The sequence below is a fragment of the Nocardia sp. No.11 genome, assembly GCF_038752175.1.
Lineage (GTDB): Bacteria > Actinomycetota > Actinomycetes > Mycobacteriales > Mycobacteriaceae > Nocardia > Nocardia canadensis.
In genome coordinates this window covers 18,682-41,791 of the sequence record NZ_JBCGFB010000024.1, presented here as the reverse complement: position 1 = coordinate 41,791, position 23,110 = coordinate 18,682, and the positions used below count along the sequence as shown (strand labels likewise).

General features: G+C 69.1%; 20 protein-coding genes. 13 read left to right on the top strand and 7 right to left on the bottom strand.

Translation table 11 applies throughout. The features are described 5' to 3' along the window. Window positions 1-17: 17 nt before the first annotated feature. Window positions 18-1,841 (top strand): alpha/beta-hydrolase family protein, encoded by a 1,824-nt coding sequence (locus V8688_RS10390; RefSeq protein ID WP_342800696.1) that lies wholly within the window; start codon window positions 18-20, stop codon window positions 1,839-1,841. A gap of 48 nt (window positions 1,842-1,889) precedes the next feature. On the opposite strand, the gene V8688_RS10385 is transcribed toward V8688_RS10390, so the two are convergent. Then, complete coding sequence (locus V8688_RS10385) at window positions 1,890-2,180, bottom strand: YiaA/YiaB family inner membrane protein (RefSeq protein ID WP_218718747.1); 291 nt, start codon at window positions 2,178-2,180, stop codon at window positions 1,890-1,892. Window positions 2,181-2,324: 144 nt separating this feature from the next. On the opposite strand from V8688_RS10385, the gene V8688_RS10380 reads away from it, so the two are divergent. After that, window positions 2,325-4,055: an alpha/beta hydrolase gene (locus tag V8688_RS10380; RefSeq protein ID WP_342800695.1), complete on the top strand. Its 1,731-nt coding sequence runs from the start codon at window positions 2,325-2,327 to the stop codon at window positions 4,053-4,055. 166 nt (window positions 4,056-4,221) lie between these two features. Continuing rightward, window positions 4,222-4,854 (top strand): CPBP family intramembrane glutamic endopeptidase, encoded by a 633-nt coding sequence (locus tag V8688_RS10375; protein ID WP_218718748.1) that lies wholly within the window; start codon window positions 4,222-4,224, stop codon window positions 4,852-4,854. A gap of 142 nt (window positions 4,855-4,996) precedes the next feature. On the opposite strand, the gene V8688_RS10370 is transcribed toward V8688_RS10375, so the two are convergent. Further along, the gene (locus V8688_RS10370; RefSeq protein ID WP_316573431.1) at window positions 4,997-5,866 is read right to left on the bottom strand and encodes an alpha/beta hydrolase; all 870 of its coding nucleotides are present in this window, start codon (window positions 5,864-5,866) and stop codon (window positions 4,997-4,999) included. Between the two features lie 82 nt (window positions 5,867-5,948). Between V8688_RS10370 and V8688_RS10365 the strand changes: the two genes are divergently transcribed. Further along, the gene (locus tag V8688_RS10365) at window positions 5,949-6,581 is read left to right on the top strand and encodes a TetR/AcrR family transcriptional regulator (RefSeq protein ID WP_218718750.1); all 633 of its coding nucleotides are present in this window, start codon (window positions 5,949-5,951) and stop codon (window positions 6,579-6,581) included. 81 nt (window positions 6,582-6,662) lie between these two features. Further along, on the top strand, window positions 6,663-7,058 hold the full coding sequence (locus V8688_RS10360; protein WP_218718751.1) for a sterol carrier family protein: 396 nt from the start codon (window positions 6,663-6,665) through the stop codon (window positions 7,056-7,058). A 13-nt stretch (window positions 7,059-7,071) separates the two neighbouring features. Here V8688_RS10360 and V8688_RS10355 read toward each other — a convergent pair whose 3' ends face one another. Further along, complete coding sequence (locus V8688_RS10355; RefSeq protein ID WP_342800694.1) at window positions 7,072-8,346, bottom strand: DUF3533 domain-containing protein; 1,275 nt, start codon at window positions 8,344-8,346, stop codon at window positions 7,072-7,074. Window positions 8,347-8,647: 301 nt separating this feature from the next. On the opposite strand from V8688_RS10355, the gene purF reads away from it, so the two are divergent. The 6 genes from purF to purM all read left to right on the top strand — a co-directional run bounded on the left by purF (window position 8,648) and on the right by purM (window position 16,982). Then, on the top strand, window positions 8,648-10,195 hold the full coding sequence (purF, locus tag V8688_RS10350; protein ID WP_308248498.1) for an amidophosphoribosyltransferase: 1,548 nt from the start codon (window positions 8,648-8,650) through the stop codon (window positions 10,193-10,195). Window positions 10,196-10,450: 255 nt separating this feature from the next. After that, a complete protein-coding gene (locus tag V8688_RS10345) occupies window positions 10,451-12,067 on the top strand; it encodes an ABC transporter substrate-binding protein (protein WP_255587836.1) in 1,617 nt (538 codons plus the stop codon). Between the two features lie 83 nt (window positions 12,068-12,150). After that, the gene (locus V8688_RS10340) at window positions 12,151-13,161 is read left to right on the top strand and encodes an ABC transporter permease (protein WP_255587857.1); all 1,011 of its coding nucleotides are present in this window, start codon (window positions 12,151-12,153) and stop codon (window positions 13,159-13,161) included. Next, window positions 13,161-14,117 (top strand): ABC transporter permease, encoded by a 957-nt coding sequence (locus tag V8688_RS10335; RefSeq protein WP_218718754.1) that lies wholly within the window; start codon window positions 13,161-13,163, stop codon window positions 14,115-14,117. Before V8688_RS10340 ends, V8688_RS10335 begins: the two co-directional genes overlap by 1 nt. After that, the gene (locus V8688_RS10330; protein WP_316573433.1) at window positions 14,110-15,783 is read left to right on the top strand and encodes an ABC transporter ATP-binding protein; all 1,674 of its coding nucleotides are present in this window, start codon (window positions 14,110-14,112) and stop codon (window positions 15,781-15,783) included. The genes V8688_RS10335 and V8688_RS10330 overlap by 8 nt, the downstream gene beginning before the upstream one ends. A 119-nt stretch (window positions 15,784-15,902) precedes the next feature. After that, window positions 15,903-16,982, top strand: a complete 1,080-nt coding sequence (gene purM / locus V8688_RS10325) for a phosphoribosylformylglycinamidine cyclo-ligase (RefSeq protein ID WP_019044841.1) — start codon at window positions 15,903-15,905, stop codon at window positions 16,980-16,982. 290 nt (window positions 16,983-17,272) lie between these two features. On the opposite strand, the gene V8688_RS10320 is transcribed toward purM, so the two are convergent. The 4 genes from V8688_RS10320 to V8688_RS10305 all read right to left on the bottom strand — a co-directional run bounded on the left by V8688_RS10320 (window position 17,273) and on the right by V8688_RS10305 (window position 20,424). Then, window positions 17,273-17,497, bottom strand: coding sequence for a DUF3073 domain-containing protein (locus tag V8688_RS10320; protein ID WP_218718756.1), 225 nt, complete (start codon window positions 17,495-17,497; stop codon window positions 17,273-17,275). Window positions 17,498-17,672: 175 nt separating this feature from the next. After that, a complete protein-coding gene (locus tag V8688_RS10315) occupies window positions 17,673-18,623 on the bottom strand; it encodes an asparaginase (RefSeq protein ID WP_342800693.1) in 951 nt (316 codons plus the stop codon). Continuing rightward, window positions 18,620-19,288, bottom strand: a complete 669-nt coding sequence (locus V8688_RS10310; RefSeq protein WP_342800692.1) for an MOSC domain-containing protein — start codon at window positions 19,286-19,288, stop codon at window positions 18,620-18,622. The genes V8688_RS10315 and V8688_RS10310 overlap by 4 nt, the downstream gene beginning before the upstream one ends. Window positions 19,289-19,299: 11 nt before the next feature. Beyond that, window positions 19,300-20,424, bottom strand: coding sequence for a folate-binding protein YgfZ (locus V8688_RS10305; RefSeq protein WP_342800691.1), 1,125 nt, complete (start codon window positions 20,422-20,424; stop codon window positions 19,300-19,302). 101 nt (window positions 20,425-20,525) lie between these two features. Here V8688_RS10305 and V8688_RS10300 point away from each other — a divergent pair, with 101 nt between their 5' ends. Further along, entirely contained in the window at window positions 20,526-21,428 is a 903-nt protein-coding gene (locus tag V8688_RS10300; RefSeq protein ID WP_218718760.1) for an aminodeoxychorismate lyase, read from the top strand. Between the two features lie 177 nt (window positions 21,429-21,605). Continuing rightward, window positions 21,606-23,102, top strand: coding sequence for a cytochrome ubiquinol oxidase subunit I (locus tag V8688_RS10295; RefSeq protein ID WP_218718761.1), 1,497 nt, complete (start codon window positions 21,606-21,608; stop codon window positions 23,100-23,102). The last annotated feature ends 8 nt before the right edge of the window (window positions 23,103-23,110 follow it).

Sequence of the window (23,110 nt, the reverse complement as noted above, 5' to 3'; positions counted from 1 at the left end):
TCGGATGGGAGTCGAGCTTGACGACAGAGGATACGAGCTCGACTCCCACCGAGGCGGCGCACGCCAACCCCGCCGCGCCGGACACTCCCGCCGCGCCGGACACCCCTGCGGCGCCGGGCAACCCGGTCCTGCGCGGAATCCACCTGGTCGAACGGTTCTTCCACCCGAACTACACGGGGCTCGTCGTGGCCACGGTGTTCTTCTGCTGGTCGCTGACGCCGTCGCTGCTGCCGCGTGACTGGTTCTTCCAGGGCCTGGTCAGCGGCATCAACGCCACCATCGGCTACGGCATCGGCTGCGCGCTGGCCTGGGCCTGGCGGAAATGGGTTCTCCCCAGGATCACCCTGCCGGACCGGCTCGCCGACGTCTGGGCGAAGCGGCCGAGCTGGACGTCGATCGCGGTGAAGTCCGTGATCGTGCTGGGCTGCCTGATCGTCTCGATCGCGCTGAGCGTCCAGTCCGCGCACTGGCAGCACCAGATCACCGATCTGATGGGGATGGAACCGATCTCCGATTCGGGCTACCCGCGCACCGTGCTGGTGGGTGCGGTGGTGGTCGGCCTGCTGATCTGGATCTCGCGCGGGGTGGTCCGGCTGGTGCGTGCCGTCGCGCGCGGCCTGAACCAGTGGGTCCGGATTCCGGCGTCGTTCGCGCGACCGCTCGGCGTGATCATCGTGATGATCGCCGCCGTGCTGCTGTTCAACGGCGTGCTGGCGAAAGCCTTTTTCACCGTGGCGAATTCGGCGTTCAGCGCCCGCAACAGCCACACCTCCGCGCACGCGATCCAGCCGACGCTGCCCGAACGTTCCGGCAGTCCCGAGTCTTTGGCCAAGTGGGACACCCTCGGCTCGGAGGGCCGATGGTTCGTGGCCAACGCCCCGACCGCGCTGGCCATCGGCCAGGTCACCGGAAAGCCCGCGCGCGAACCGATCCGGGTGTACGCCGGGCTGGAATCGGCCGACGGCTTCGAGGCCCAGACCGACCTGGCCGTCGCCGAACTCGACCGCACCAAGGCCTTCGAACGGGAAGTGCTGGTGGTGATCAGCACCACCGGCACGGGCTGGGTCGACTCGACCAGCGCCGAGTCGATCGAGCTGATGTACAACGGGGACAGCGCGTTGGTCGCGACGCAGTACTCCTACCTGCCCAGCGCCCTGTCGTTCCTGTCCGACCGTGACAAGTCGATGACCATGGGCCGCCTGCTGTTCGACAAGGTGTACGAACGCTGGGCGGCGCTGCCCGAGGACGCCAGGCCCAAGCTGCTGGTCTACGGCGAGAGCCTCGGTTCGCAGGGCTCCGAGGGCGCGTTCTCCGGCCTGGCCGACATCCGCAACCGCACCGACGGCGTGCTCTGGGTCGGCCCGCCCAATTCGAACCGGCTGTGGGCGGAGTTCGTGCGCAGGCGCGATCCGGGCACCGAGGAGATCACCCCGATTTTCGCGGACGGGCTCTCGGTGCGCTTCGCCGCCAGCGCCGATCAGCTGGCGAGGCCCTCGGACAACTGGACCGACCCGCGCATCGTCTACCTGCAGCACGCGTCCGACCCGGTGGTGTGGTGGTCGCCGGATCTGCTGTTCTCCGAACCCGACTGGCTGCGCGAGAAGCGCGGACCCGATGTGTCCCCGGCGATGTCGTGGTATCCGATCGTCACGTTCTGGCAGGTCGCGGCGGATCTGCCACGCGCGCAGACGGTATCCAACGGGCACGGCCACAACTACGGCAATGTCGTGCCCGACGCGTGGGCCGCGGTGGCCGAACCACCGGACTACACACCGGAACTGGCGGCGCGGATCAAGGCGTTTCTGGTCGAGTCGGCCGCCACCGAGCATCAGCTGAAGTAGCCGGGCCGGGCAGCGCCGAACCCCTCGATCGGGGCTGCCCGGTCCCGGCTACGACACTGTTCGGAACGGATTGTGCTCGGCGATCAGCTGTTCCAGCCGCGCCTCGTCGATCCGGCCGATCAGGGACTGCGCCTCCTGCTGGTCGCGCACGACCTTGGCGAGGGTGAAGCAGCTGGTGACGAGGAACAGCCCGGACATCGCGAGGAATCCGCGCTGCCAGGCGTCCAGCGGCAGGTAGGCGATCCCGGCGCCGGTGCCGATCAGGCTGACGCCGAACGCGATCGCGGCCTGGACCATGTACGCCGAGGTGTTCTTCGGCTTGGCATTGGGTGTGCTCATGGGAATCAGTGTGCTGACCGGGGGATTGTCGCGGGCGCGTGAAACTACTCGAGTGTGATGGGTAGTTGCCGAACACCGCCGGAAGTGACCGACCCGCCATCCACAACGCCCCGCGGCGCCGAACCGGGCAGCCATACTGGGTGGGTGTCCGCGACCGGCTCCACCCTCGTGACGTTGCGTGCGCGCGGCGCCGAGCTGCTGCGCCGCGTCGAGGACATCGTCGACCTCAATTACCCCGGTCTGGTCCTGGCGACGCTGTTCTTCGCCCTGTCGGTGACGCCGTCGCTGGTCCCGCGCGACTGGCTGTTCCAGGGCTTGATCAGCGGGATCAACGCCGCGATCGGGTACGGGCTCGGCTGTGTGCTCGAATGGATCTTCCGGCGCTGGGTGCGGGCGCGGATCCCGATCCCGAGCCCGTCGGATCGGCTGCGGTACGCCATCAAGGCGACCGTGCTGGTCGTGTGCGCGCTGGTCGCGGCGGTGATGCTGGTGCAGTCGGCGCGCTGGCAGCGCGAGATCACTTCGCTGATGGGGATGGCCGGGACGACGACGCCCGCCTACCTGCGCACCGGGCTGCTCAGCGTGGCCGTCGGGATCGCCGTCGTCGCCGCCTACCGCACGATCCGGACCCTGGTGCTCGTGCTGGCCCGCCAGCTCAACCGCTGGGTGCGGGTGCCGCGCGAACTCGCGCCCGCCGCCGGCGCGCTGGTGCTGGTGGTGTTCGCGGTGACGGTGTTCAACGGTGTCGCCTCGCGGGCATTCTTCGCGGTGGCCAACTCCGCGTTCAGCGTGCGCAACGACCACACCTCCGACTACGCGCTGCAGCCCGTGAAACCGGAGCGCTCGGGCAGCGCCACCTCGCTCGCGCCGTGGCAGACCCTCGGGTACGAGGGCCGCTGGTTCGCCGCCAACGGACCGAGCGCCGACGACATCACCGAGGTGACGGGAAAGACCGCGCGCGAACCGATTCGGGCCTATGTCGGGCTGGAATCGGTGACCGGCGAGCAGACCGCCGCGCAGCTGGCCGTCGCCGAACTCGAGCGGACCAACGCGTTCGACCGCGAGGCCATGGTGGTGGTCACCACGACCGGGACCGGTTGGGTGAACGCGACGGCGGCGGGCGCGATCGAATACCTCTACGGCGGCGACACCGCGATCGTGGCCACGCAGTACTCCTATCTGCCCAGCGTGTTGTCGTTCCTGTCGGACCGGGAGAAGGCCGCCGCGGCGAGCCGGGAGCTGTTCGACGCGGTGTATCAGCGCTGGCTGGCCCAGCCGGAGGGGCAGCGGCCGAAGCTGTTCGTCTATGGGGAGAGTCTGGGGTCGCAGGGTTCGGAGGAGGCGTTCGACGGGCTCGGTGACCTGCGCGAGAAGGTCGACGGGGCGCTGTGGGTCGGGCCGCCGAACTCGAATCGGCTGTGGAGCCAGTTCGTCGACCGGCGTGACCCCGGTTCACCCGAGGTGGCCCCGGTGTACGCCGATGGGCTCGTCGTCCGATTCGCCGACGACGCAGGCGATCTCGGCCCCGCGGCGACCTGGCGCGAACCCCGCATCGCCTACCTGCAACATCCGTCCGACCCGATCGTGTGGTGGTCGGCCGATCTGATCCTGACCCAGCCGGACTGGCTCAGCGAACCGCGCGGACCGGATGTGTCCACCCAGATGCGGTGGGCGCCGTTCGTGACGTTCTGGCAGGTCACCGCGGATCTCACCAACGCCCAAGGGGTTTCGGACGGCCACGGCCATCGCTACGGGAGCCTGGTGCTGGACGGGTGGTTGGCGGTGGCGGCGCCGCCCGGGGTGAGCGGGGACGTCGTCGAAAGTATCCGGGCCGCACTGGATTCGGCGGACGAGTTCGAGCGGGCCGTCAAGTGAGCAGGGGCGCGCGGGTGCTTGCGTATCGCGCGTCCTGCGGCGGGTGGTCTGCCCGGTGGGCGTCGGCGAGCGCTGGTCGCGGTGTCGCGTTCGAGTGCTGCGAGCTTCGGTGGTGAGGCGCTCCGCGCGGCGCAGCGGGGGACGCGCACCCGGTCTGCGGGAGCGGATGCGAGTGGGTGCGGCCCTGGGTCTGCCGCTGCTGTGGAGTAATCGGCTGCTCCCCGCGTCGCGCCTTCGGCTGCGTGGCCGCACCGCGGCCAACCTCGGGTTCGCGGCGAGCTACGCGCTGGTGTTCGGGGGGCGGCCGAACTGGTCGTCGGCCAAGGGTTTTCGCTGGGGGATGGGCGGTGCCGCGCTGGTGTTCGCCGGTTACGGTGTGGCGCTGGCCGTTCCGGCGCTGCGCAAGCTGCCGCTCGAGGTCGCCGAGCGGGTGCCCGAGACATCCACGCTCGAATGGGTCGCCCTGCACATCCCCGTCGGCACGGTGCTCGCCGAGGAAGCGATGTTCCGCGGCACCCTCGATCCACTGCTCGACGACGTCGCGGACCCGCGCGTCGCCGCGGCGGTCGGCGCGCTCGATTTCGGTCTGTGCCATATCCGTCCGGCGCGGGCCACCGGCGAATCGGTGCCGGGCACCGTCGCGCTCACCACCCTCGCCGGACTGGTCTTCAGCGCGCTGCGCAGGCACACCGGCAGCGCGACCGCCCCCGCCCTGCTGCACCTGGCGATCAACGCCGGGGGAGCGATGCTGCCGCTCGTGGCGCAGCGGATCGAACTCCGCTCGGGGCGCGGCGTGTGACCGCCCTCTGTGCATTGCGCCTGGCACTGGGTGATCGCCTTGTCGACAGTGCGGACCATCCCGGGTGACTACGGGTTGTGGCCGGATGCCACCGTCACCGTGATGCGTTTCTGGTCCAATTCGCCAGCCGAATCGGGCATGGTCAGGTGGTGGCGACGAAACCGGCTACGGCGTCGGTGAAGGCGTCGTTGTCGTCGCCGGCGGCGGTGTGGGCGGCGGCGGTGATCTCGGCCAGGCGGGCGTGGGGGGCCAGGGCGAGGAAGGCGGCGGCGCCCTCGTCGCTGACCACGTCGGACTTGCCGCCGCGGACCAGCAGGACCGGGATGGTGAGTGCCTCGGCGGCGGCTTCCATGTCGGCGATGCGGGCCTGCGGGTTGTCCTCGAGGCCGCTGAGCAGGTCGGGGTCCCAGTGCCAGTACCAGCGGCCCTCGCGCTGACGCAGGTTGCGCAGCAGGCCGTCGGCGTTGTCGGGGCGCGGCCGGTGCGGGAGGTAGGCGGCGACCGCGTCGGCGACCTGATCGAGGGTGTCGAAGCCGTCGCGGTGTCTGCCGAGGAAGTCCATGACGCGTTCCACGCCTTTGGATTCCGAGCGGGGCACGATGTCGACGAGCACCAGCGCCCGGATCGCGGCGCCGGCGGGGTCGGCGGTCGCGAGCAGGCCGGTGATGCCGCCCATGCTGGCGCCGACGACGACCGCGCCGTTGTCGGGAGTGGCGCCGAGCTGATCGAGCACGGTGAGCAGATCGCCGACCATGGCGTCGCGGGTGTAGTCGCGGGTGGGCGACCAGTCGCTGTCGCCGTGGCCACGGGCGTCCACCGCGACGACGTGCATGCCCGCCGCGGCCAGGGCGCGGCCGGTGCGCTTCCACGAGTGCCGGTTCTGGCCGCCGCCGTGCAGCATCACGACCAGCGGGCCGCCCGGAGTGCCGAAGCTGTCGGCGACCAGGGTCAGCTCGTCGGAGCTGCGCAACCGCAGCGTCGTCGGTTCGGTCGGCTCGGTGGAGCTCGGCATGACACCTCCTGAACATGGTTCACTGTGCTGAACGTTGTTCAGAATGTAGCGTGAAGCCCCGATCGAAGGGAAGTGGGGACCAGTGGCCGAATCGAGCCGGGCGGAGCGGCGTGACGAGATCGCCGAGGCGAAACGCGCGATCATCCTGCGCGCGGCCAGGACGATCTTCGAGGCCGACGGCGTCGACGCGGCCAATATCCGGGCCATCGCCACCGCGGCCGGCTACACCCCCGGCGCGCTCTACGCCTACTTCCCGAGCAAGGAACACATCTACGCCGCGCTGCTCGGCGAATCGCTGGCCCGGCTCTCGGCCGAGGTGGCGGCGGTGACCACCCTCGACGACCCCGCCGCCCGGTTCCGCGCCGCGGGCCTGGCGTTCTTCGACTTCTACGACGGCAACCCCCGCGACCTGGACCTGGGCTTCTATCTCTTCCGCGGGGGCATCCGCCCGCACGGTCTCGGCGCCGAACTGGACGCCGGCCTCAACGCGGCCATGCTGTCCGGCCTCGGCCCGATCGTCTCCGCGGCCGTGGAACTCGGCGCCACCGAAGAACGCGCCCGCGTCATCACCGCCGATGTCCTGGCCCACCTGTCCGGCCTGCTCCTGCTCGCCCACACCAAACGCCTCGCCCTGCTCGGTGGCGTCGACGCGCGCCGGATGATGGTCGAGTACCTCGACCTGCGCATCGACGCCCTGCGCGCCGGACGCGGCTGATCGATCCGCGGCGCCGTCCGCACCGATGCTCGGCTCCCGCCGCCTCGTCGGCGACCGGTCGCGATCGGTAGCGTTGCGCGAATGGCGGGACGGAAGACAGTAGATCCGGCGGAGGTGCGCGCCGCGGTGACCGCCGTGGCCGACTGGTTGCGTTCGGCCGACGCGCCGGGGCCGGAGCGAAGCGTGCTGGCCGCGGCGGTGCGGGGGACCGCGCGGGCGCTGGCGGCGGACGCTCCCGGCCACTCGGTGGAAGTTCGGGTGCCGCCGTTCGTCGCCGTGCAGTGCATCGAGGGCCCACGGCACACCAGGGGGACGCCGCCGAACGTGGTGGAGGCAGACCCGCGCACCTGGTTGTTGCTTGCCACCGGATTGCTGGCGTTCGACGACGCGGTGGCCGCCGGCGTGCTGTCGGTGTCGGGGACGCGCGCAGGCGAGATCGCGGCGTGGCTGCCGATCGTGCCGGTCGATCCCCGGTGACACCGGCGCGCGGTCAGTCCGTCTTCGTCGTGTCGATCAGGTTCTCCCGGTGCAGTCCCTTGACGTCGTAGTACCTGGTGATCACGATGCCGCCGACCACGGCGAGGCCGAGCCCGAGCAGCGCCATCCAGATTCCCCGCCCGAGTCCGGCGGTGTAGTCGGATTCGAAGTACAGGATCGAGCGCATGCCCAGGTACACCTGGTGCATCGGCTCGAATTCGGCCAGCCAGGCGATGTAGGTCGGGACCGCCTGGATCGGGACGGTGCCGCTCGACGAGGGCAGACCGAGAATGACGAACACGGCCAGGTTGATCAGCAGGCCGGCGGTGCCGAAGGCAGCCAGCGACGCCATACAGGTCATTCCCACCGCGACCAGCGCGAGGACGGAGTACAGCAGCAGCTGCGTCGGCTGGTTCCCGGCGACACCGAGGACCTTCGCCACGGCCAGGTAGAGCAGCGAGATCACCACGGCCACGACGATCATCACGCCCCACTTGATCAGCAGGGTGTGGAACCGTGAGATCGGCGTCGGCGGATAGTGCACGTACCAGGGGCCGTACTCGGTGGGCTGGAAGCCGAGTTGGGCGTCGACCATCGTGTGGATGACCATCGCGCCGACCACACCCGCCATCAGGATCAGCAGCGCGTAGAAGAACGCGGTCAGGCCGAGGCCCGAGCCCTTGCCGAGCGGGCGCCATTCCTGCTCGACCACCTGGATGGGCTGGGCCAGCGTCAGCTGGGCGGCGCCGGAGATCTCCGGTGTCGGCGCGCCCGCGGGCGTCGCGGCGAGGGTGTCGCGGACCCGCGTGCTCAATTGCTGCCCGACCTGCTTGTTCACCTCGGCCATCGCCCGCGCCCCGATGCGGGTGACGATGCCTGCCGAGTACGGGCCCATCCCGGAGTTGGTCTGCACAGTGATGATCGGGCGCTCGATCTCGCCGCCGACCACACTGCCGACGCCGAGAATTCCCAGCCGTTTGCTGAAGTCGCTGGGAATGATGACGGCACCGTAGATCTGGGCGGTGCGCATCAACCGCTCGGACTCGCTGATCCCGACCACGCGCAGATCGACCTGGTCGGCGGGTACCCCCGCGACCAGGGCATCGGCGACCTGCTTACCGAAGTTCACGTGCTCGGTCCGGCCGCCGGTGTCGATGGTGTCGCCGACGTCCTGGTTGACCAGCACGATCGGGAAATCGTGCAGATTCCCCTCCGGATCGGCGATATAGGCCAGGTACATGACGCCGAGCAGAGACAACACGACAGCGAGGACAGTGGTCGGCGCCACGAGAATCCTGACCCACTGCCGCCGCGAGATCCCGACTGTGGCCGATCTCGCTCCACCACCGGGTGAGGTATCGGAATCCTTCGGCGCCGAATCGGCGTTGACGGTGGGTAACGCCGGGGAATCGGCTGATTCGTGCGCACTGTCATCGGTGGTCACGATCGGCACGGTAGCAGCTGTGCCCCCGGAATCTGGGTGATCGCACACGGTCGATTGCGCCAGGTTTGCGCCGCGGTGTACGTCGAGACCCTGAACACCCGTAGAATGACGGGTGCCCCCAGCCCGCCCGAACAGGGAGCAAACGGTGAATGACCCCCACGAGCCCGAGAACGAGCCCCGCGAGGAGTGTGGCGTCTTCGGCGTCTGGGCTCCCGATGAGGACGTCGCCAAGCTCACCTACTACGGCCTCTACGCCCTGCAGCATCGCGGGCAGGAGGCGGCCGGTATCGCCGTCTCCGACGGCTCCCAGATCCTGGTCTTCAAGGATCTCGGCCTGGTCTCCCAGGTCTTCGACGAGCAGACGCTAGGCGCGATGCCGGGGCATATCGCCGTCGGTCACTGTCGCTACTCCACCACCGGTGGCGTCACCTGGGAGAACGCGCAGCCGATCTTCCGCACCACCGCCGTCGGCTCCGGCCTGGCGCTCGGCCACAACGGCAACCTGGTCAACACCGCCGAACTGGCCGGTCGCGCACGCGAATTGGGCCTGATCGGAGCGGGCGTGATCGACGGTCGCCCGCAGATGACCGGCGCGACCTCCGATTCCGATATCGTCACCGCGCTGCTGGCGCACGCCGCCGCCGACTCGAGCATCGAGCAGGCCGCGATGGAGCTGCTGCCGCAACTGCGCGGCGCGTTCTGCCTGACCTTCATGGACGAGCACACCCTCTACGCCGCGCGTGACCCGCACGGCGTGCGCCCGCTGGTGCTGGGCAGGCTCGACCGCGGCTGGGTGGTCGCCTCCGAGACCGCCGCGCTCGACATCGTCGGCGCCGCGTTCGTCCGCGAGATCGAGCCGGGCGAGCTGCTGGCCATCGACTCCGACGGCGTGCGCTCGATGCGCTTCGCCAACCCCGAGCCCAAGGGTTGCGTCTTCGAGTACGTGTACCTGGCTCGCCCCGACACCACCATCGCCGGCCGCTCGGTGCACTCCACCCGCGTGGAGATCGGCCGCAAGCTGGCCAAGGAGCATCCGATCGAGGCCGATCTGGTGATCCCGGTGCCCGAGTCGGGCACGCCCGCCGCGGTCGGCTACGCGCAGGGCTCCGGCATTCCCTACGGCCAGGGCCTGATGAAGAACGCCTATGTGGGCCGCACCTTCATCCAGCCGAGCCAGACCATCCGCCAGCTCGGCATCCGGCTCAAGCTCAACCCGCTGCGCGAGGTGATCCGCGGCAAGCGGCTCATCGTCGTCGACGACTCGATCGTGCGCGGCAACACCCAGCGCGCGCTGATTCGCATGCTGCGGGAGGCGGGCGCGCTGGAGATCCACGTCCGCATCGCCTCGCCGCCGGTGAAGTGGCCCTGCTTCTACGGCATCGACTTCGCCTCGCGCGCGGAGCTGATCGCCAACGGCACGGGCGCCGACGACAGCTACGTCGACATGGTCGAGAACGTGCGCCGCTCGATCGGCGCCGACAGCCTCGGCTACATCTCCACCGAGGGCATGATCGCCGCCACCGAGCAGCCGGCCACTCGGCTGTGCACCGCCTGCTTCACCGGCGACTACCCGATCCCGCTGCCGCAGGAAGCGGCCATCGGCAAGAACGTCCTCGAGGGCATGCTCTCGGGTCAGCCGGAGGCGAAGCTGCTGGGCGAGAACGTCAATGTCGACGCGCTGAGCAGGCCGTAGCGCCGCGTCGCAGTCCAGCAGGGGCCGGTCAGGATAAACCTGATCGGCCCCTTTTGCGTTGTGTACGTGAATAATTCCGGTCAACGATAATTACGTAAGATTAGTTCATAACATCCCCGCAATTTTTCGCCCGATTTGAAACTGGGCGGTAATGGTTCGCCTGTACGGTCCCCCGATATATCGCTGGCTCACCGCGTGGTCGCCGCTCCTGTGATCCAGGCGCGGCGACGACGCGGCGTTCGAGAATGGGACCTGATGTTGAACAGTGCAATGAGCGCCCGCAGGAATCGCGCGAAACAAGTTGCCGCAGTAGGTGTCGCGGCGGTGGTCGCGGCCGCGCTGGCGGGCTGCGGTTCGGGGCGCACCGATGAGGCGGGGTCCGGGGCGGGGCTGGTCGTCGGCACGACGGACAAGATCTTCTCGCTCGACCCGGCGGCGGCCTACGACAACGGCTCGCTGCTGGTGGAGAACCAGATCTATTCGTATCTGCTGAATTTCGCGCCCGGCGACACCACGCCCAAGCCCGACGCGGCGGAGAAGTGTGAGTTCAGCACGCCCACCGTGTACACGTGCAAGATCAAATCCGGGCTGAAATTCGCCAGCGGAAATCCGTTGACCGCCAAGAGCGTCAAGTTCTCCTTCGACCGGATGCTGAAGATCAACGATCCGCACGGTCCCGCCTCGCTGCTCGGCAACCTCGACAAGACCGAGGTGGTCGACGATCTCACCGTCGCCTTCACGCTGAAGGTCGCCAACGATCAGACCTTCCCGACGATCCTGCCGACCCAGGCCGGACCGATCGTCGACGAGCGGGTGTTCCCCGCCGACAAGGTCGCCACCGACGACGAAGTCGTCCAGGGCAAGGGCTATTCCGGCCCGTACACGATCACCAGCTACGACAAGAACAAGCTGGTCGAATACCAGGCCAACCCGGACTACCAGGGCATCCTCGGCACGCCGAAGAACTCCACGGTCTCGACCAAGTACTACGCCACCTCCGACAACCTCAAACTGGACCTGCAGAACGGCGCCATCGACGTCGGCTACCGCTCGTTCACGCCCACCGACATCGACTCCCTGCGTGCCGACTCCAAGGTGAAGGTGACCGACGGTCCCGGCGGCGAGCTGCGCTACATCGTGTTCAACATGAACACCATGCCGGGCAACACCCCCGAGCAGAAGCTGGCCGTGCGCAAGGCGCTGGCGTCCTCGGTGGACCGCGAGGCGCTGGCCTCGGCGGTGTACAAGAACACCTATCAGCCCGCGTACGGCTATGTCCCGCAGGGGATGACGGGTGCGGCCGAGCCGCTCAAGCAGCTCTACGGCGCCAAGCCGGACAAGACGCTGGCGGCGAAGTTCCTCGCCGACGCGGGCGTGGCCACGCCGGTGACGCTCAACCTGCAGTACAACCCGGACCACTACGGTTCCAGCTCCTCCGAGGAGTACGCCGCGGTGAAGTCCCAGCTCGAGGCCTCCGGCCTGTTCAAGGTGAACCTGCAGTCCACCGAATGGGTGACCTACCAGAAGGAACGGGCCTCCGACGGCTACCCGATGTACCAGTTCGGCTGGTTCCCGGACTTCCCGGACGCCGACAACTACCTCTCGCCGTTCTTCGGCCCGAACAACTTCCTGCAGTCGCACTTCGAGAATCCCGGCATCAACGCCCAGCTGACCGCCGAGACCACCGAAGCCGATCCGGCCAAGCGGGTCGAGCTGTTGCGCAAGATCCAGACCGATCTGGCGCAGAACTTCCTGCCCACGCTCCCGTTGCTCTCGGGTAAGCAGGTCGCGGTGTCCAAGCCCGGCGTCTCCGGCGTCGATCAGACCCTCGACGGCTCCTTCAAGTTCCGGTTCACGGTACTGAGCAAGTGAGTGACGTTCCCGCCGCATCCGGATCGCTGATCCGGGTGCGGCGTTTCGGGTGGACGCGCGGCGGGGGTTCCCGCCAGGTGGCTCTGCTGCGGTACCTGCTGATCCGGCTGCTGCTGATCCTGCCGACCGCGTGGTTGCTGGTGACGGTGGTGTTCTTCCTGATGCGGGTGATCGGTGACCCGATCAGCGCGGCCATGGGCGGCAGGCTGACCCAGGATCAGATCGAGCAGCGCAAGGAGGCCGCGGGGCTCAATCGACCGATCCTGACCCAGTACTGGGAGTACATCACCGGCTTCCTGCACGGCGATTTCGGGCGGACCCAGGACAATCAGGCGATCGGCGATGTGGTGATCACCTACGGCGCCGCTACGTTCGAGCTGGTGTTCTGGGGCTTGCTGGTCGCCTTCGCGATCGGTGTGCCGCTGGGCAGATACGCGGCGACGCATCGGGATTCGACGTCGGACGCGGTGCTGCGGTTCGCCGCGGTGCTGGCCTACGCGGCCCCGGTGTTCTTCGTCGGCATGCTGCTCAAGCTGATCTTCTCGGTGTGGCTGGGCTGGTTCCCGGTCGGCGGGCGGGCGAGCACCGACGTGGAACTCGCGCTCCAGCACGTCTCGCCGAAGACGAACATCCTGATCATCGACTCGATCCTGTACGGCGAACCGTCCTACGTGCTCGACGTACTCGAGCACGCGGTGCTGCCCGCCGTCGCGCTCGGCCTGCTCACCGGCGGCATCTTCCTGCGGCTGGTGCGGGTGAACCTGATCCAGACGCTGCGCAGCGATTTCGTCGAGGCGGCGCGAGCGCGCGGACTGTCCGCACGGGTGGTCACCGGCAGGCACGCGATGCGCAACGCGCTGATCCCGATCATCACGGTGATGGGGATGTGCATCGCGATGATGCTCGGCGGCGCGGTGCTCACCGAGACCACCTTCGAGTGGAAGGGCCTGGGCTATCAGCTCGCCGAGTATCTGCGGGCGCGGGACTTCATCGCGGTGCAGGGCATTGTCGCGTTCATCGCGTTGCTGGTCGCGGTGATGAGTTTCGTCGTCGACGCCGTCGTCGCGCTGATCGACCCGAGGGTGAGGTTCTGATGAGCACCGCAACGGTGAAGCGGCGCCGGATACCGGGCGCCGGGCTGCTGTCGATGACCGCTGGGCTGCAACGGATCACGCTGATCACGGGGCTGGTGCTGGTCACCGGCTTCGTCTTCGTCGCGGTGTTCGCGCCGCTGCTCGCGCCGTATGGGCTGGCCCAGAACAGCGCCGACGGTGTGGCTTTCGTGCCACAGCAGGGGCCATCGGCCGAGCACTGGTTCGGTACCTCGGTGCGCAGCGAGGACGTGTTCTCCCGGGTGCTGTTCGGCGCGCGCACCGCGCTGCTGGTGATCGTGATCGCGGTGGTGCTCTCGCTGCTGGTCGGCGTGCCGCTGGGGCTGCTGTCGGGGTACGTCGGGCGCTGGGTGGACCGGGTGCTGGTGCTGGTCATGGACGCCATCTACGCGTTCCCGACGCTGCTGCTGGCGATCGTGGTGTCGATCGTCGTCGCGGGCGGCACGTCGAGCAGTCTCGGCGGCATGCTGTCGGCGGCGATCGCGATCACGGTCGTCTATGTGCCGCAGTACTTCCGGGTCGTGCGCAACGCGACGGTGGCGGTGAAGACCGAGCCGTACGTGGACGCGGCGCGGGTCACCGGCGCCTCGACGGCGCGAATCATGTTCCGGCACATCCTGTCCAACGTCACCGGCTCGCTGCCGGTGATCATCACCATCAACGCCGCCGACGCCATCCTGACGCTGGCCGCGCTCGGCTTCCTCGGCTTCGGCATCGAGCCGACCCAGGCCGCCGAGTGGGGCTACGACCTGAACAAGGCGCTCAACGACGTGTCCAACGGGATCTGGTGGACCTCGATCTTCCCCGGCACCGCGATCGTGCTCGTCGTGCTCGGGATGACGTTGGTCGGGGAGAGCATCGACGAGACACTGAACCCGCTGCTGCGGACCCGGCGCGCGGTCACCACGGTGGACGAGAAGGAGACGGCCGATGACTGAGACCGCAACCCGAACACCCGCGCTGTCGGTGTCGGGACTGTCGGTGACCTTCGCCACCGACAGCGGGCCGGTCGCGGCCGTGCGCGAGGTGTCCTACGAGGTGTTCCCCGGCGAGGTGCTCGCCATCGTCGGCGAGTCCGGCTCGGGGAAGTCGGTCAGTTCGCGCACCGCGATCGGGCTGCTGCCGCACACCGCCCAGGTGCGCGGGCTGGTCACCCTGGGCGACCGCGCGGTGACCTCGATGACCGAGAAGCAGCTGACCGCGCTGCGCGGCGGCGAGGTCTCGATGGTCTTCCAGGAACCCGCCCGCGCGCTGGATCCCCTGTTCACCGCGGGCTTCCAGATCTGCGAAGCCCTGCGCGCGCACAGCGGGACGAGCCGCAAGGACGCCCGTGCCAAGGCGATCGAGCTGTTGCGCACGGTCGGGCTCCCCGATCCGGAGCACCGGGTCGACTACTACCCGCATCAGCTCTCCGGCGGGCAGAAGCAGCGGGTGATGATCGCGATCGCCATCGCCTGCGAGCCCAAGGTGATCATCGCCGACGAGCCGACCACCGCGCTCGACGTCACCGTGCAGGCCGAGATCCTGGAACTGCTGCGCGACCTGCGCGACCGGCTGGGCAGCGCGATCGTGCTGATCACCCACAACATGGGTGTGGTCGCCGACCTGGCCGACCGGGTGGTGGTGATGCGGGCGGGCGAGGTCGTCGAACAGGCGCCGGTGCACGAGCTGTTCGCCAGCCCGCGCGCCGAGTACACCAGGGCGCTGCTCGATGCCGTCCCGCATCTGGGCGCGGCGACCATCGAGCGGCCGGCGATCGACCCCGAGGCCGAGCCGGTGCTCGAGGTGCGCGATCTGGTCGTCCAGTTCCCTGGGCCGTTCGGACGCCCCGCGTTCCGGGCCGTCGACGGGGTGAGCCTGCGGATCCGGCCGGGGGAGACCCTCGGGCTGGTCGGGGAGTCGGGATCGGGCAAGTCGACGATCGGCCGGTGCGTGGCGGCGCTGCAACGGCCGACCTCGGGGCGGGTGCTGATCCGCGGGCAGGACATCGCCGAGCTGTCCCAGCGCAAGCTGCGCCCGATCCGACGGCGCTTCGGGTTCGTGTTCCAGGACCCGGCCGGCTCGCTCAACCCGCGCCTGACGATCGGCGAGTGCGTGGCCGAGCCGATGGTGGTGCACCGCACCGGCGACCGGGCCGCCATCGCGGCCAGGGTCAGGACGTTGCTCGACGACGTCCAGCTGCCCGCGGGCACCGAGAAGCGCTACCCACACGAGCTGTCCGGTGGGCAGCGGCAGCGGGCCAGCCTGGCCAGGGCGCTGGTGCTCGATCCGGACCTGCTGGTGGCCGACGAGCCGACCAGCGCGCTCGACGTCTCGGTGCAGGCCGCGGTGCTCGAGCTGTTCGCGCAGCTGCAACGCGAGTGCGGCTGGGCCTGCCTGTTCATCAGCCACGATCTCGCCGTCGTCGACCAGCTCGCCGATCGGATCATGGTGCTGCGCGAGGGATCCTGCGTCGAGGAAGGCGACAACGAACAGATCCTGCGCCATCCGCGCCACGAGTACACCCGCCGTCTCGTCGCCGCGGTTCCGGTTCCCGACCCCGTCCAACAGCGCGGTCGCCGAGCTGAGATCGCCGCCACTTTCGCCACGGAGCTGGAACAATGAGCACATGAGGGAGCGCAGCGGGCGAGTCGGGGGCAGGAGCCGAACGACAGCTGAACCGGCGGATCACTTAGAGTTACTAGGCATCTGTCCGCCGATTCGGTTTGGAGCTTTCCCCCACAATGACTGAACAGACCCCCAGCGGTGCCGGCGCTTCCTACGCCGCGGCAGGCGTGGACATCGAAGCCGGTGACCGCGCCGTCGAATTGTTCGGACCATTGGCGAAGAAGGCCAGCCGACCCGAGGTGCAGGGTGGGCTAGGCGGCTTCGCCGGCCTGTTCGCCCTCAAGGGCGGATACCGCGAGCCGCTGCTGGCCGCGTCGACCGACGGTGTCGGCACGAAGATCGCCGTCGCCCAGGCGCTGGACAAGCACGACACCGTCGGCCTCGACCTGGTCGCCATGGTCGTCGACGACCTGGTGGTCTGTGGCGCCGAGCCGCTGTTCCTGCAGGACTACATCGCCATCGGCAAGGTCGTCCCGGAGAAGGTCGCCGAGCTGGTCTCCGGCATCGCCGAGGGCTGCATCAAGGCAGGCTGCGCGCTGCTCGGCGGCGAGACCGCGGAGCACCCGGGCCTGATGGACCCCGACGACTACGACCTGTCCGCCACCGGCGTCGGCGTCGTCGAGGCCGACTCGGTGCTCGGCCCCGACCGCGTGCGCCCCGGCGACGTCGTCATCGCGATGGGCTCCTCGGGCCTGCACTCCAACGGCTACAGCCTGGCCCGCAAGGTCCTGCTCGACATCGACCGGATGTCGCTGACCGGCTATGTCGAGGAGTTCGGCCGCACCCTCGGTGAGGAACTGCTCGAGCCGACCCGCATCTACGCCAAGGACTGCCTGGCGCTGATCGCCGAGACCGATGTGCGCACCTTCTCGCACGTCACCGGTGGTGGCCTGGCCGCCAACCTGGCGCGCGTGCTGCCCGCCGGCCTGGTCGCCGAACTGGACCGCGGCACCTGGAACCCGGCGCCGGTGTTCAAGATGATCGCTCAGCGCGGCCGGGTCGAGCGGGTCGAGATGGAGAAGACGTTCAACATGGGCGTCGGCATGGTCGCCATCGTCGCGCCCGAGGACGCCGATCGCGCGCTGGCGGTGCTCACCGCCCGCCACATCGACTGCTGGACCCTGGGCCAGGTCAAGAAGGCCGCCGACGCCGACGCCCCGCGCGCCGTGCTGCTGGGCGATCACCCCAGGTTCTGACGCACTCCGTCCACCACCTGAGCCGGGTCGCCGCCGCGACCCGGCTCACGTCTTTGCAACGGCGTGTTTTGTTCGCCGTAGGAACGGCTATCCCTCACGAGTGGGGTAGGTGCCCGTCGGCTCGGGGCGGTCGGGGTCCCGAGGCGGCGAACACGACGAGCGTCCTGTGTGTGCACAGGACGCTCGTCGTCTATTCGGATGTTCGCCGTACTGCTGCGAGCCTGGGTCGCTGCCGGAACAACGGTTGAAGGGGGAGGCCGCGTGGCCTCCCCCTTTTCACCGGCGTTCGATCAGCGACGCCAGCTGTCGTAGTCGTCGTCCTCGTTGTTCCAACGGGACGGCGAATCGTCTGCGTCGTGCTCATCGGAAAGTACGCCGCCACTCCTTGGTTGGGAGTGGAGCGGAGTGCTATCCGACAGCTCGCGCTGAAGGCTCGCGAAGTCGGTCGGCGCGGAGCTGTACTTGAGCTCACGTGCGACTTTGGTCTGCTTTGCCTTAGCCCGGCCACGGCCCATGGCTGACCCCCTCGCGTCACTGCGGGGCGGCCTGGGGTTTGTTGGCGGCCCCGTTCGAATTAATACTCTTCCTGACAGACACTTTAGCGTGTGTTAGACGGTCGCGCTCCCAGGAGTGGGTGAAGAACTGCCGAACCGCCGCCGTTTGCCCCTTCTTCGCCCAGACCGCCTGGTCTCAGAGCACGCCCGGGATCGCGCGGATGACGCCGACTCTGGCGTCGCCGCCGAGCACCGCGGTGGCCGCGAGCTCGGTGTGCTGGTCGGTCCAGTCGACCCCGAGTCTGCGCAGAATCGCCAGCGTCAGCGGCATCCGGGCCCGGTCGTGACCGTCGTCGATCTTGTACGCGAAGGCCCTGCCGTCGGGCAGCGCGCCGGCGTGCACACCGTCGGCGCCGATCTTGCAGAACAGGCCGGGGGTGGCCGCCATGGCCAGCAGGTCCGGGCCCTTCGTGCCCGAAATCACTCGCGGATTCGCCCGAACGGCATCGGCGATCCGGCGCGGCGCGGTACCGGGCTCGGCCGTGGTGAAGCCGGCGAACGCGCGCGCGAGATTGATCAGCGAGACGGGCACGATCGGCAGGCCGCAGCCGTCGATGCCCAGGTCGGTCTCCGGTTCGCCGGTGACGTCGGCGACGGTGGCGAGCACGGCCTGCTGCAACGGGTGCTCGACCTCGAGATACCCGGTGCGCGGCCAGTCGTTGATCACGCAGGTGGCCAGCATCGCCGCGTGTTTGCCCGAGCAGTTCATGTACAGCGGGCTCGGACCCGAGCCGGTGAGCGCGGCGGCGCGGGCCCGTTCCTCGAAGGGCAGGTCGGGCGGGCAGGCGAGGTCGGACGGGGTGAAGCCGTAGCGGTCGAGCAGCCTGCGGACCAGGACGATGTGGTCGGGCTCGCCGAAATGGGAGGCGGTGGCCACGGCCAGCTCGGCGTCGTCGACGGGGTCGAAACCGTTGCGCAGCAGGGTCAACGCCTGCATCGGCTTGTTGGTCGAGCGGGGGAAGATCGGGCCGTGCACCTCGCCGAGTTCGAGCGTCGGCGTGCCGTCGGCGTCGAGCACGACCACCGATCCGCGGTGCACGCACTCCCGGAAGCCCGAACGGACCACCTCGACCAGTTCCACGCTCATGGGCTGACCTCCACGGTGACGCCGGCCCGGGTCCGGGTGTGCCGGTCGATCTGCATGCGGACATCGTCGGAGATGGTCGGCTCCTCGGTGCGCAGGCGCTCCAGCAGGGCGGGGTCGGCGCCGGTGAACAGATCGCGCACGGTGATGCCGTGGCCGGGCACCGCGACCACGCGGACCTCGTCACCCGCGCCGATCGTGCCCTCGGTGAGGACCCGGAAGTAGGCGCCGGTATCGGACTGGAGCGTGAAGCGCTTGACCCACTGCCGCTCACCCGCCCACTGCTGGAAGGTCGAGCACGGGACGCGCGGGGCGCTGACCTCGAGCAGGGTGTCGCCGATGGCCAGGTGCGCGCCGAGCACCGCGTCGCTGATCGGGAGCCCGCTCAGCCGCAGGTTCTCGCCGAACCAGCCCGCGGGAAGCTCGCGGTCGAGTTCGCTCGCCCAGCGGCGGGCGTCCTCGTCGGCGTAGGCGTAGACGGCCTGGTGCACGCCGCCGTGGTTGACGGTGTCGCAGACGTGGTCGCCGGCCAAGCCCAGCACGCCGACCGCGACTCGCCCGTCGACCGGGCGCTTGTCGATCGCGGTGCGGCCGACGCGGGTACGCACCTCGAGTTCGGCGTGCACGACGCACACGGCCTCGACCCGGCCGGTGTCACCGACACGCATGAGCTCGCGGCTCATCGCCCGCGCAGCCGGTCGACAGCGGCCCGGCCCGCCTGCACGACATCGTCGGCGGGGATCGAGTCGGGGTCGATGGCGGCGGCCATGGAGCCGACCACCAGTTCGGTGCCCGCGGGGACCGACCGTTTGATCAGCGCCAGCGCGATCGGGCCGAGTTCGTAGTGGTCGACGACCGTGCCGAGCCTGCCGACCGTGCGGCCACCCGCGGTGACGTCGTCGCCGACGGCGGGGCGTTCGTCGGCGGAACCGTCCAGGTGCAACAGCACCAGGTTGCGCGGCGGCTTGCCCAGATTGTGCACCCGGGCGACCGTCTCCTGGCCGCGGTAGCAGCCCTTGTTCAGGTGCACCGCGCCGTGCTCGTCGACGTCGCCGATCCAGCGGGCCTCGTGCGGGATGGTGCGCTCGTCGGTGTCGACGCCGATCCGGGGCCGCAGCTCGGCCACCCGCAGGGCCTCGAACGCCCACATCCCCGCGGGCTCGGCCCCGGCCTGGGTGAGCTTGGTCCACCAGGTGGTGAGCTCGGCGCGGGGGACGACGAGATCGAAGGAATCGGCGCTCGGCCACGGCATGCGGCGCAGGAAACCGCCGCCCGGCAGGGCGACGGCGGCGTACACCTCGGGCAGCGCCTCGACACCGAGCGCGTCGAGCAGCGTCGCGACGCGGGGACCGAGCAGGCTCAGCACGGCGTAGTCGGGCGCGGCCTCGGGCTTGGCGTCGGCCCAGAAGACCATCTTCTGGAGGAACGACAGCAGGTCGGCGCCGCGCTCGGCCTCGGTGTCGAGCCAGACGGTGCCGTCGAGATCGGTGAGTACGAAGTGGTGCAGCACCCGGCCGTTGAGGTCGAGGTCCAGATTCTCGGCGCTGTGCCCGTCGGGCAGCGCGGCGATGTGCTGGCTGGTGATGGTGTGCAGCCAGCTCAGGCGCTCGGCGCCGGTGATCCTGGCGACGCTGCGATGCGAGCGATCGACCACCGCGACCCGCTGCGCGGCGGCCTTCTGTTCGCCGAACGGATCGCCGTAATGCCAGGCGACGGCGGCGTCCGGGGAACCCGGAGCGCCCGCGACGGCACCCGGAGTGTGGAGAACAGGACTGGGGGCGACAACCACCGACACATCGACCACTGTAGGCGCGTCTACCGACACACGCCGCAGCCGGGCGTCCGAGCATGCCCCAATGTGCGCAGCCGTAGGCATAACGGACCGATAACGCCTACGCTCGTCACATGGGAGAACGGGTTCTTGTGACACTCGACGGCGCGGTCGCTGATGCGGACGCGCCGTCGCTTTATGCCGACGACATCGGCGCACTGCGCGGCGATGGCGTCTTCGAAACTATTTTGGTGCGCGGCGGCACGGCGACCGCGCTGGAATTCCACTTGGCCAGGCTGCGGCGGTCGGCGCAGGCGCTGGATCTGCCGGAGCCGGGGCTGTCGAAATGGCGCTCCGCGGTGGAGGTCGCGGTCAAGGAATGGGGCTCCGAGGAAGAGGGCATGCTGCGGCTCATCTACACCCGCGGCCGCGACTCGGAATACGACGCGCCGACCGGTCTGACCTCGACCGACCCCAAGCCCACCGCGTACGTGCTCGTCTCCCCGGTACCGGCCCGCGTCGCGACCGCCCGCGCCGAAGGCGTCAAGGTGATGTCGCTGGCCCGTGGCATCTCGGTCGACCTCGCCCAGGCGGCGCCGTGGCAGCTGCTCGGCGCGAAGACGCTGTCCTACGCGACCAATATGGCCGCGCTGCGCTTCGCCCGCCGGATGGGCGCCGAGGACGTGATCTTCCACAGCACCGAGCACCGCGTGCTCGAGGGCCCGCGCTCGACTGTGGTGATCGCCCGTGACAAGCAGCTCATCACCCCGCCAGCCAAGAGCGGAGTGCTGCCCGGGGTCACGCAGCGTTCGCTGTTCGCGGTCGCGGAGAAGCAGGGCTGGGAGTGCAAGTACCAGTCGCTGTTCACCGCCGACCTGTTCGACTGCGACAGCATCTGGCTGCTGTCGAGCATCACGCTGGCCGCGCGGGTGAACCAGCTCGACGGCGTACGCATGTCGGCACCGGACAATGCGCAGGAAATCATCGATATGGTGGATCTGGGGATCGAACGGCCGGGGACCATCGGCGACTGGTGAGTCGTGTGAGGGGCACGGGTGGGCGTGCCCCTGCGGCGCCGGGATCGCCCGGTCGGACCGCGTATATCCAATCGTGCAGCAATTTTCCGGCGTGTCGTGGCGGTTGTCACGCTCACCAGCGGTAGATCCAGGCGTACGATCTACTACGACTTGTCGTAGTAGAAGCTGGAGGGTCGGATGGACATTGTGGACGTCTCCCGGTGGCAATTCGGTATCACCACCGTCTATCACTTCATCTTCGTTCCGCTGACCATCGGCCTCGCGCCGCTGATCGCCATGATGCAGACCGCCTGGGTGATCACCGGCAAGGAACACTGGTACCGGCTCACGAAGTTCTTCGGCAAACTGTTCCTGATCAACTTCGCCATCGGTGTCGCGACCGGCATCGTCCAGGAATTCCAGTTCGGCATGAACTGGAGCGAGTACTCCCGCTTCATCGGCGACATCTTCGGCGCGCCACTGGCGCTGGAAGCGCTCATTGCCTTCTTCATGGAGTCGACGTTCATCGGCCTGTGGATCTTCGGCTGGACCCGGCTCCCGAAACTGGTGCACCTGGCGACCATCTGGATCGTCGCCTTCGGTGTGAACGCCTCGGCCTACTTCATCGTCGCCGCGAACTCGTTCATGCAGCACCCGGTCGGCGCGCGCTACAACCCCGAGACCAAACGCGCTGAGCTGGAAAGCATCTGGGCGCTGCTCACCAACAACACGACGCTGGCCGCGTTCCCGCACGTCGTCGCGGGCGCGTTCCTCACCGCGGGCACCTTCGTCGCCGGGATCGCCGGCTGGTGGATGGTGCGCAACGCGCGCAGCGGCGACCCGGCGAAACTCGAGGACGCGCGCACCATGTGGCGGCCGGTGGGGCGGGCCTCGCTGGTGGTCGTCGCGCTGGCCGGTGTCGCGGTGATCTTCACCGGCGACATCCAGGGCAAGCTGATGTTCCAACAGCAGCCGATGAAGATGGCCTCGGCGGAATCGCTGTGCCACACCCAGACCGACCCCGACTTCTCCATCCTGACCGTCGGCACCCACAACAACTGCGACAGCGTCACCCACGTGCTCGAGGTGCCCTACGTGCTGCCGTACCTGGCCGAGGGCCAGTTCACCGACGTCACCCTCGACGGCGTCGTCGACCTCCAGCAGACCTACACCGTCAAGTACGGTCCCGGCGACTACCGGCCGAACCTGTTCGTCACCTACTGGTCCTTCCGCGCCATGATCGGCCTGGCCGCCGGTTCGGTGCTGCTGCTGCTCGTCGGCTTCTGGGTGACCCGCGGCGGCCGGGTGCCCGACCAACGCTGGTTCTCCTGGCTGAGCCTGATCGCGATTCCCACGCCCTTCCTGGCCAACAGCGCGGGCTGGGTGTTCACCGAGATGGGCCGTCAGCCGTGGGCGGTGGTGCCCAACCCGACCGGCGACCCGAACATCCGGATGACGGTGCAGCAGGCCGTCTCCGACCACGCCCCGGCGACGGTGATCTTCTCGCTGATCGTGTTCACCCTGCTCTACGGCGTGCTGGCGGTGGTGTGGTTCTACCTGATCCGCCGGTACACGATCGCCGGGCCGGACGAGCCGACGCCGCCGACCCCGGGCGACGGGCCCGACGGCCCGGACACCGGCAGGCATCGCAAACCGGAAGAGCCTGCCGTCGAGCAACTTTCCTTCGCTTACTAGGAGCCGGT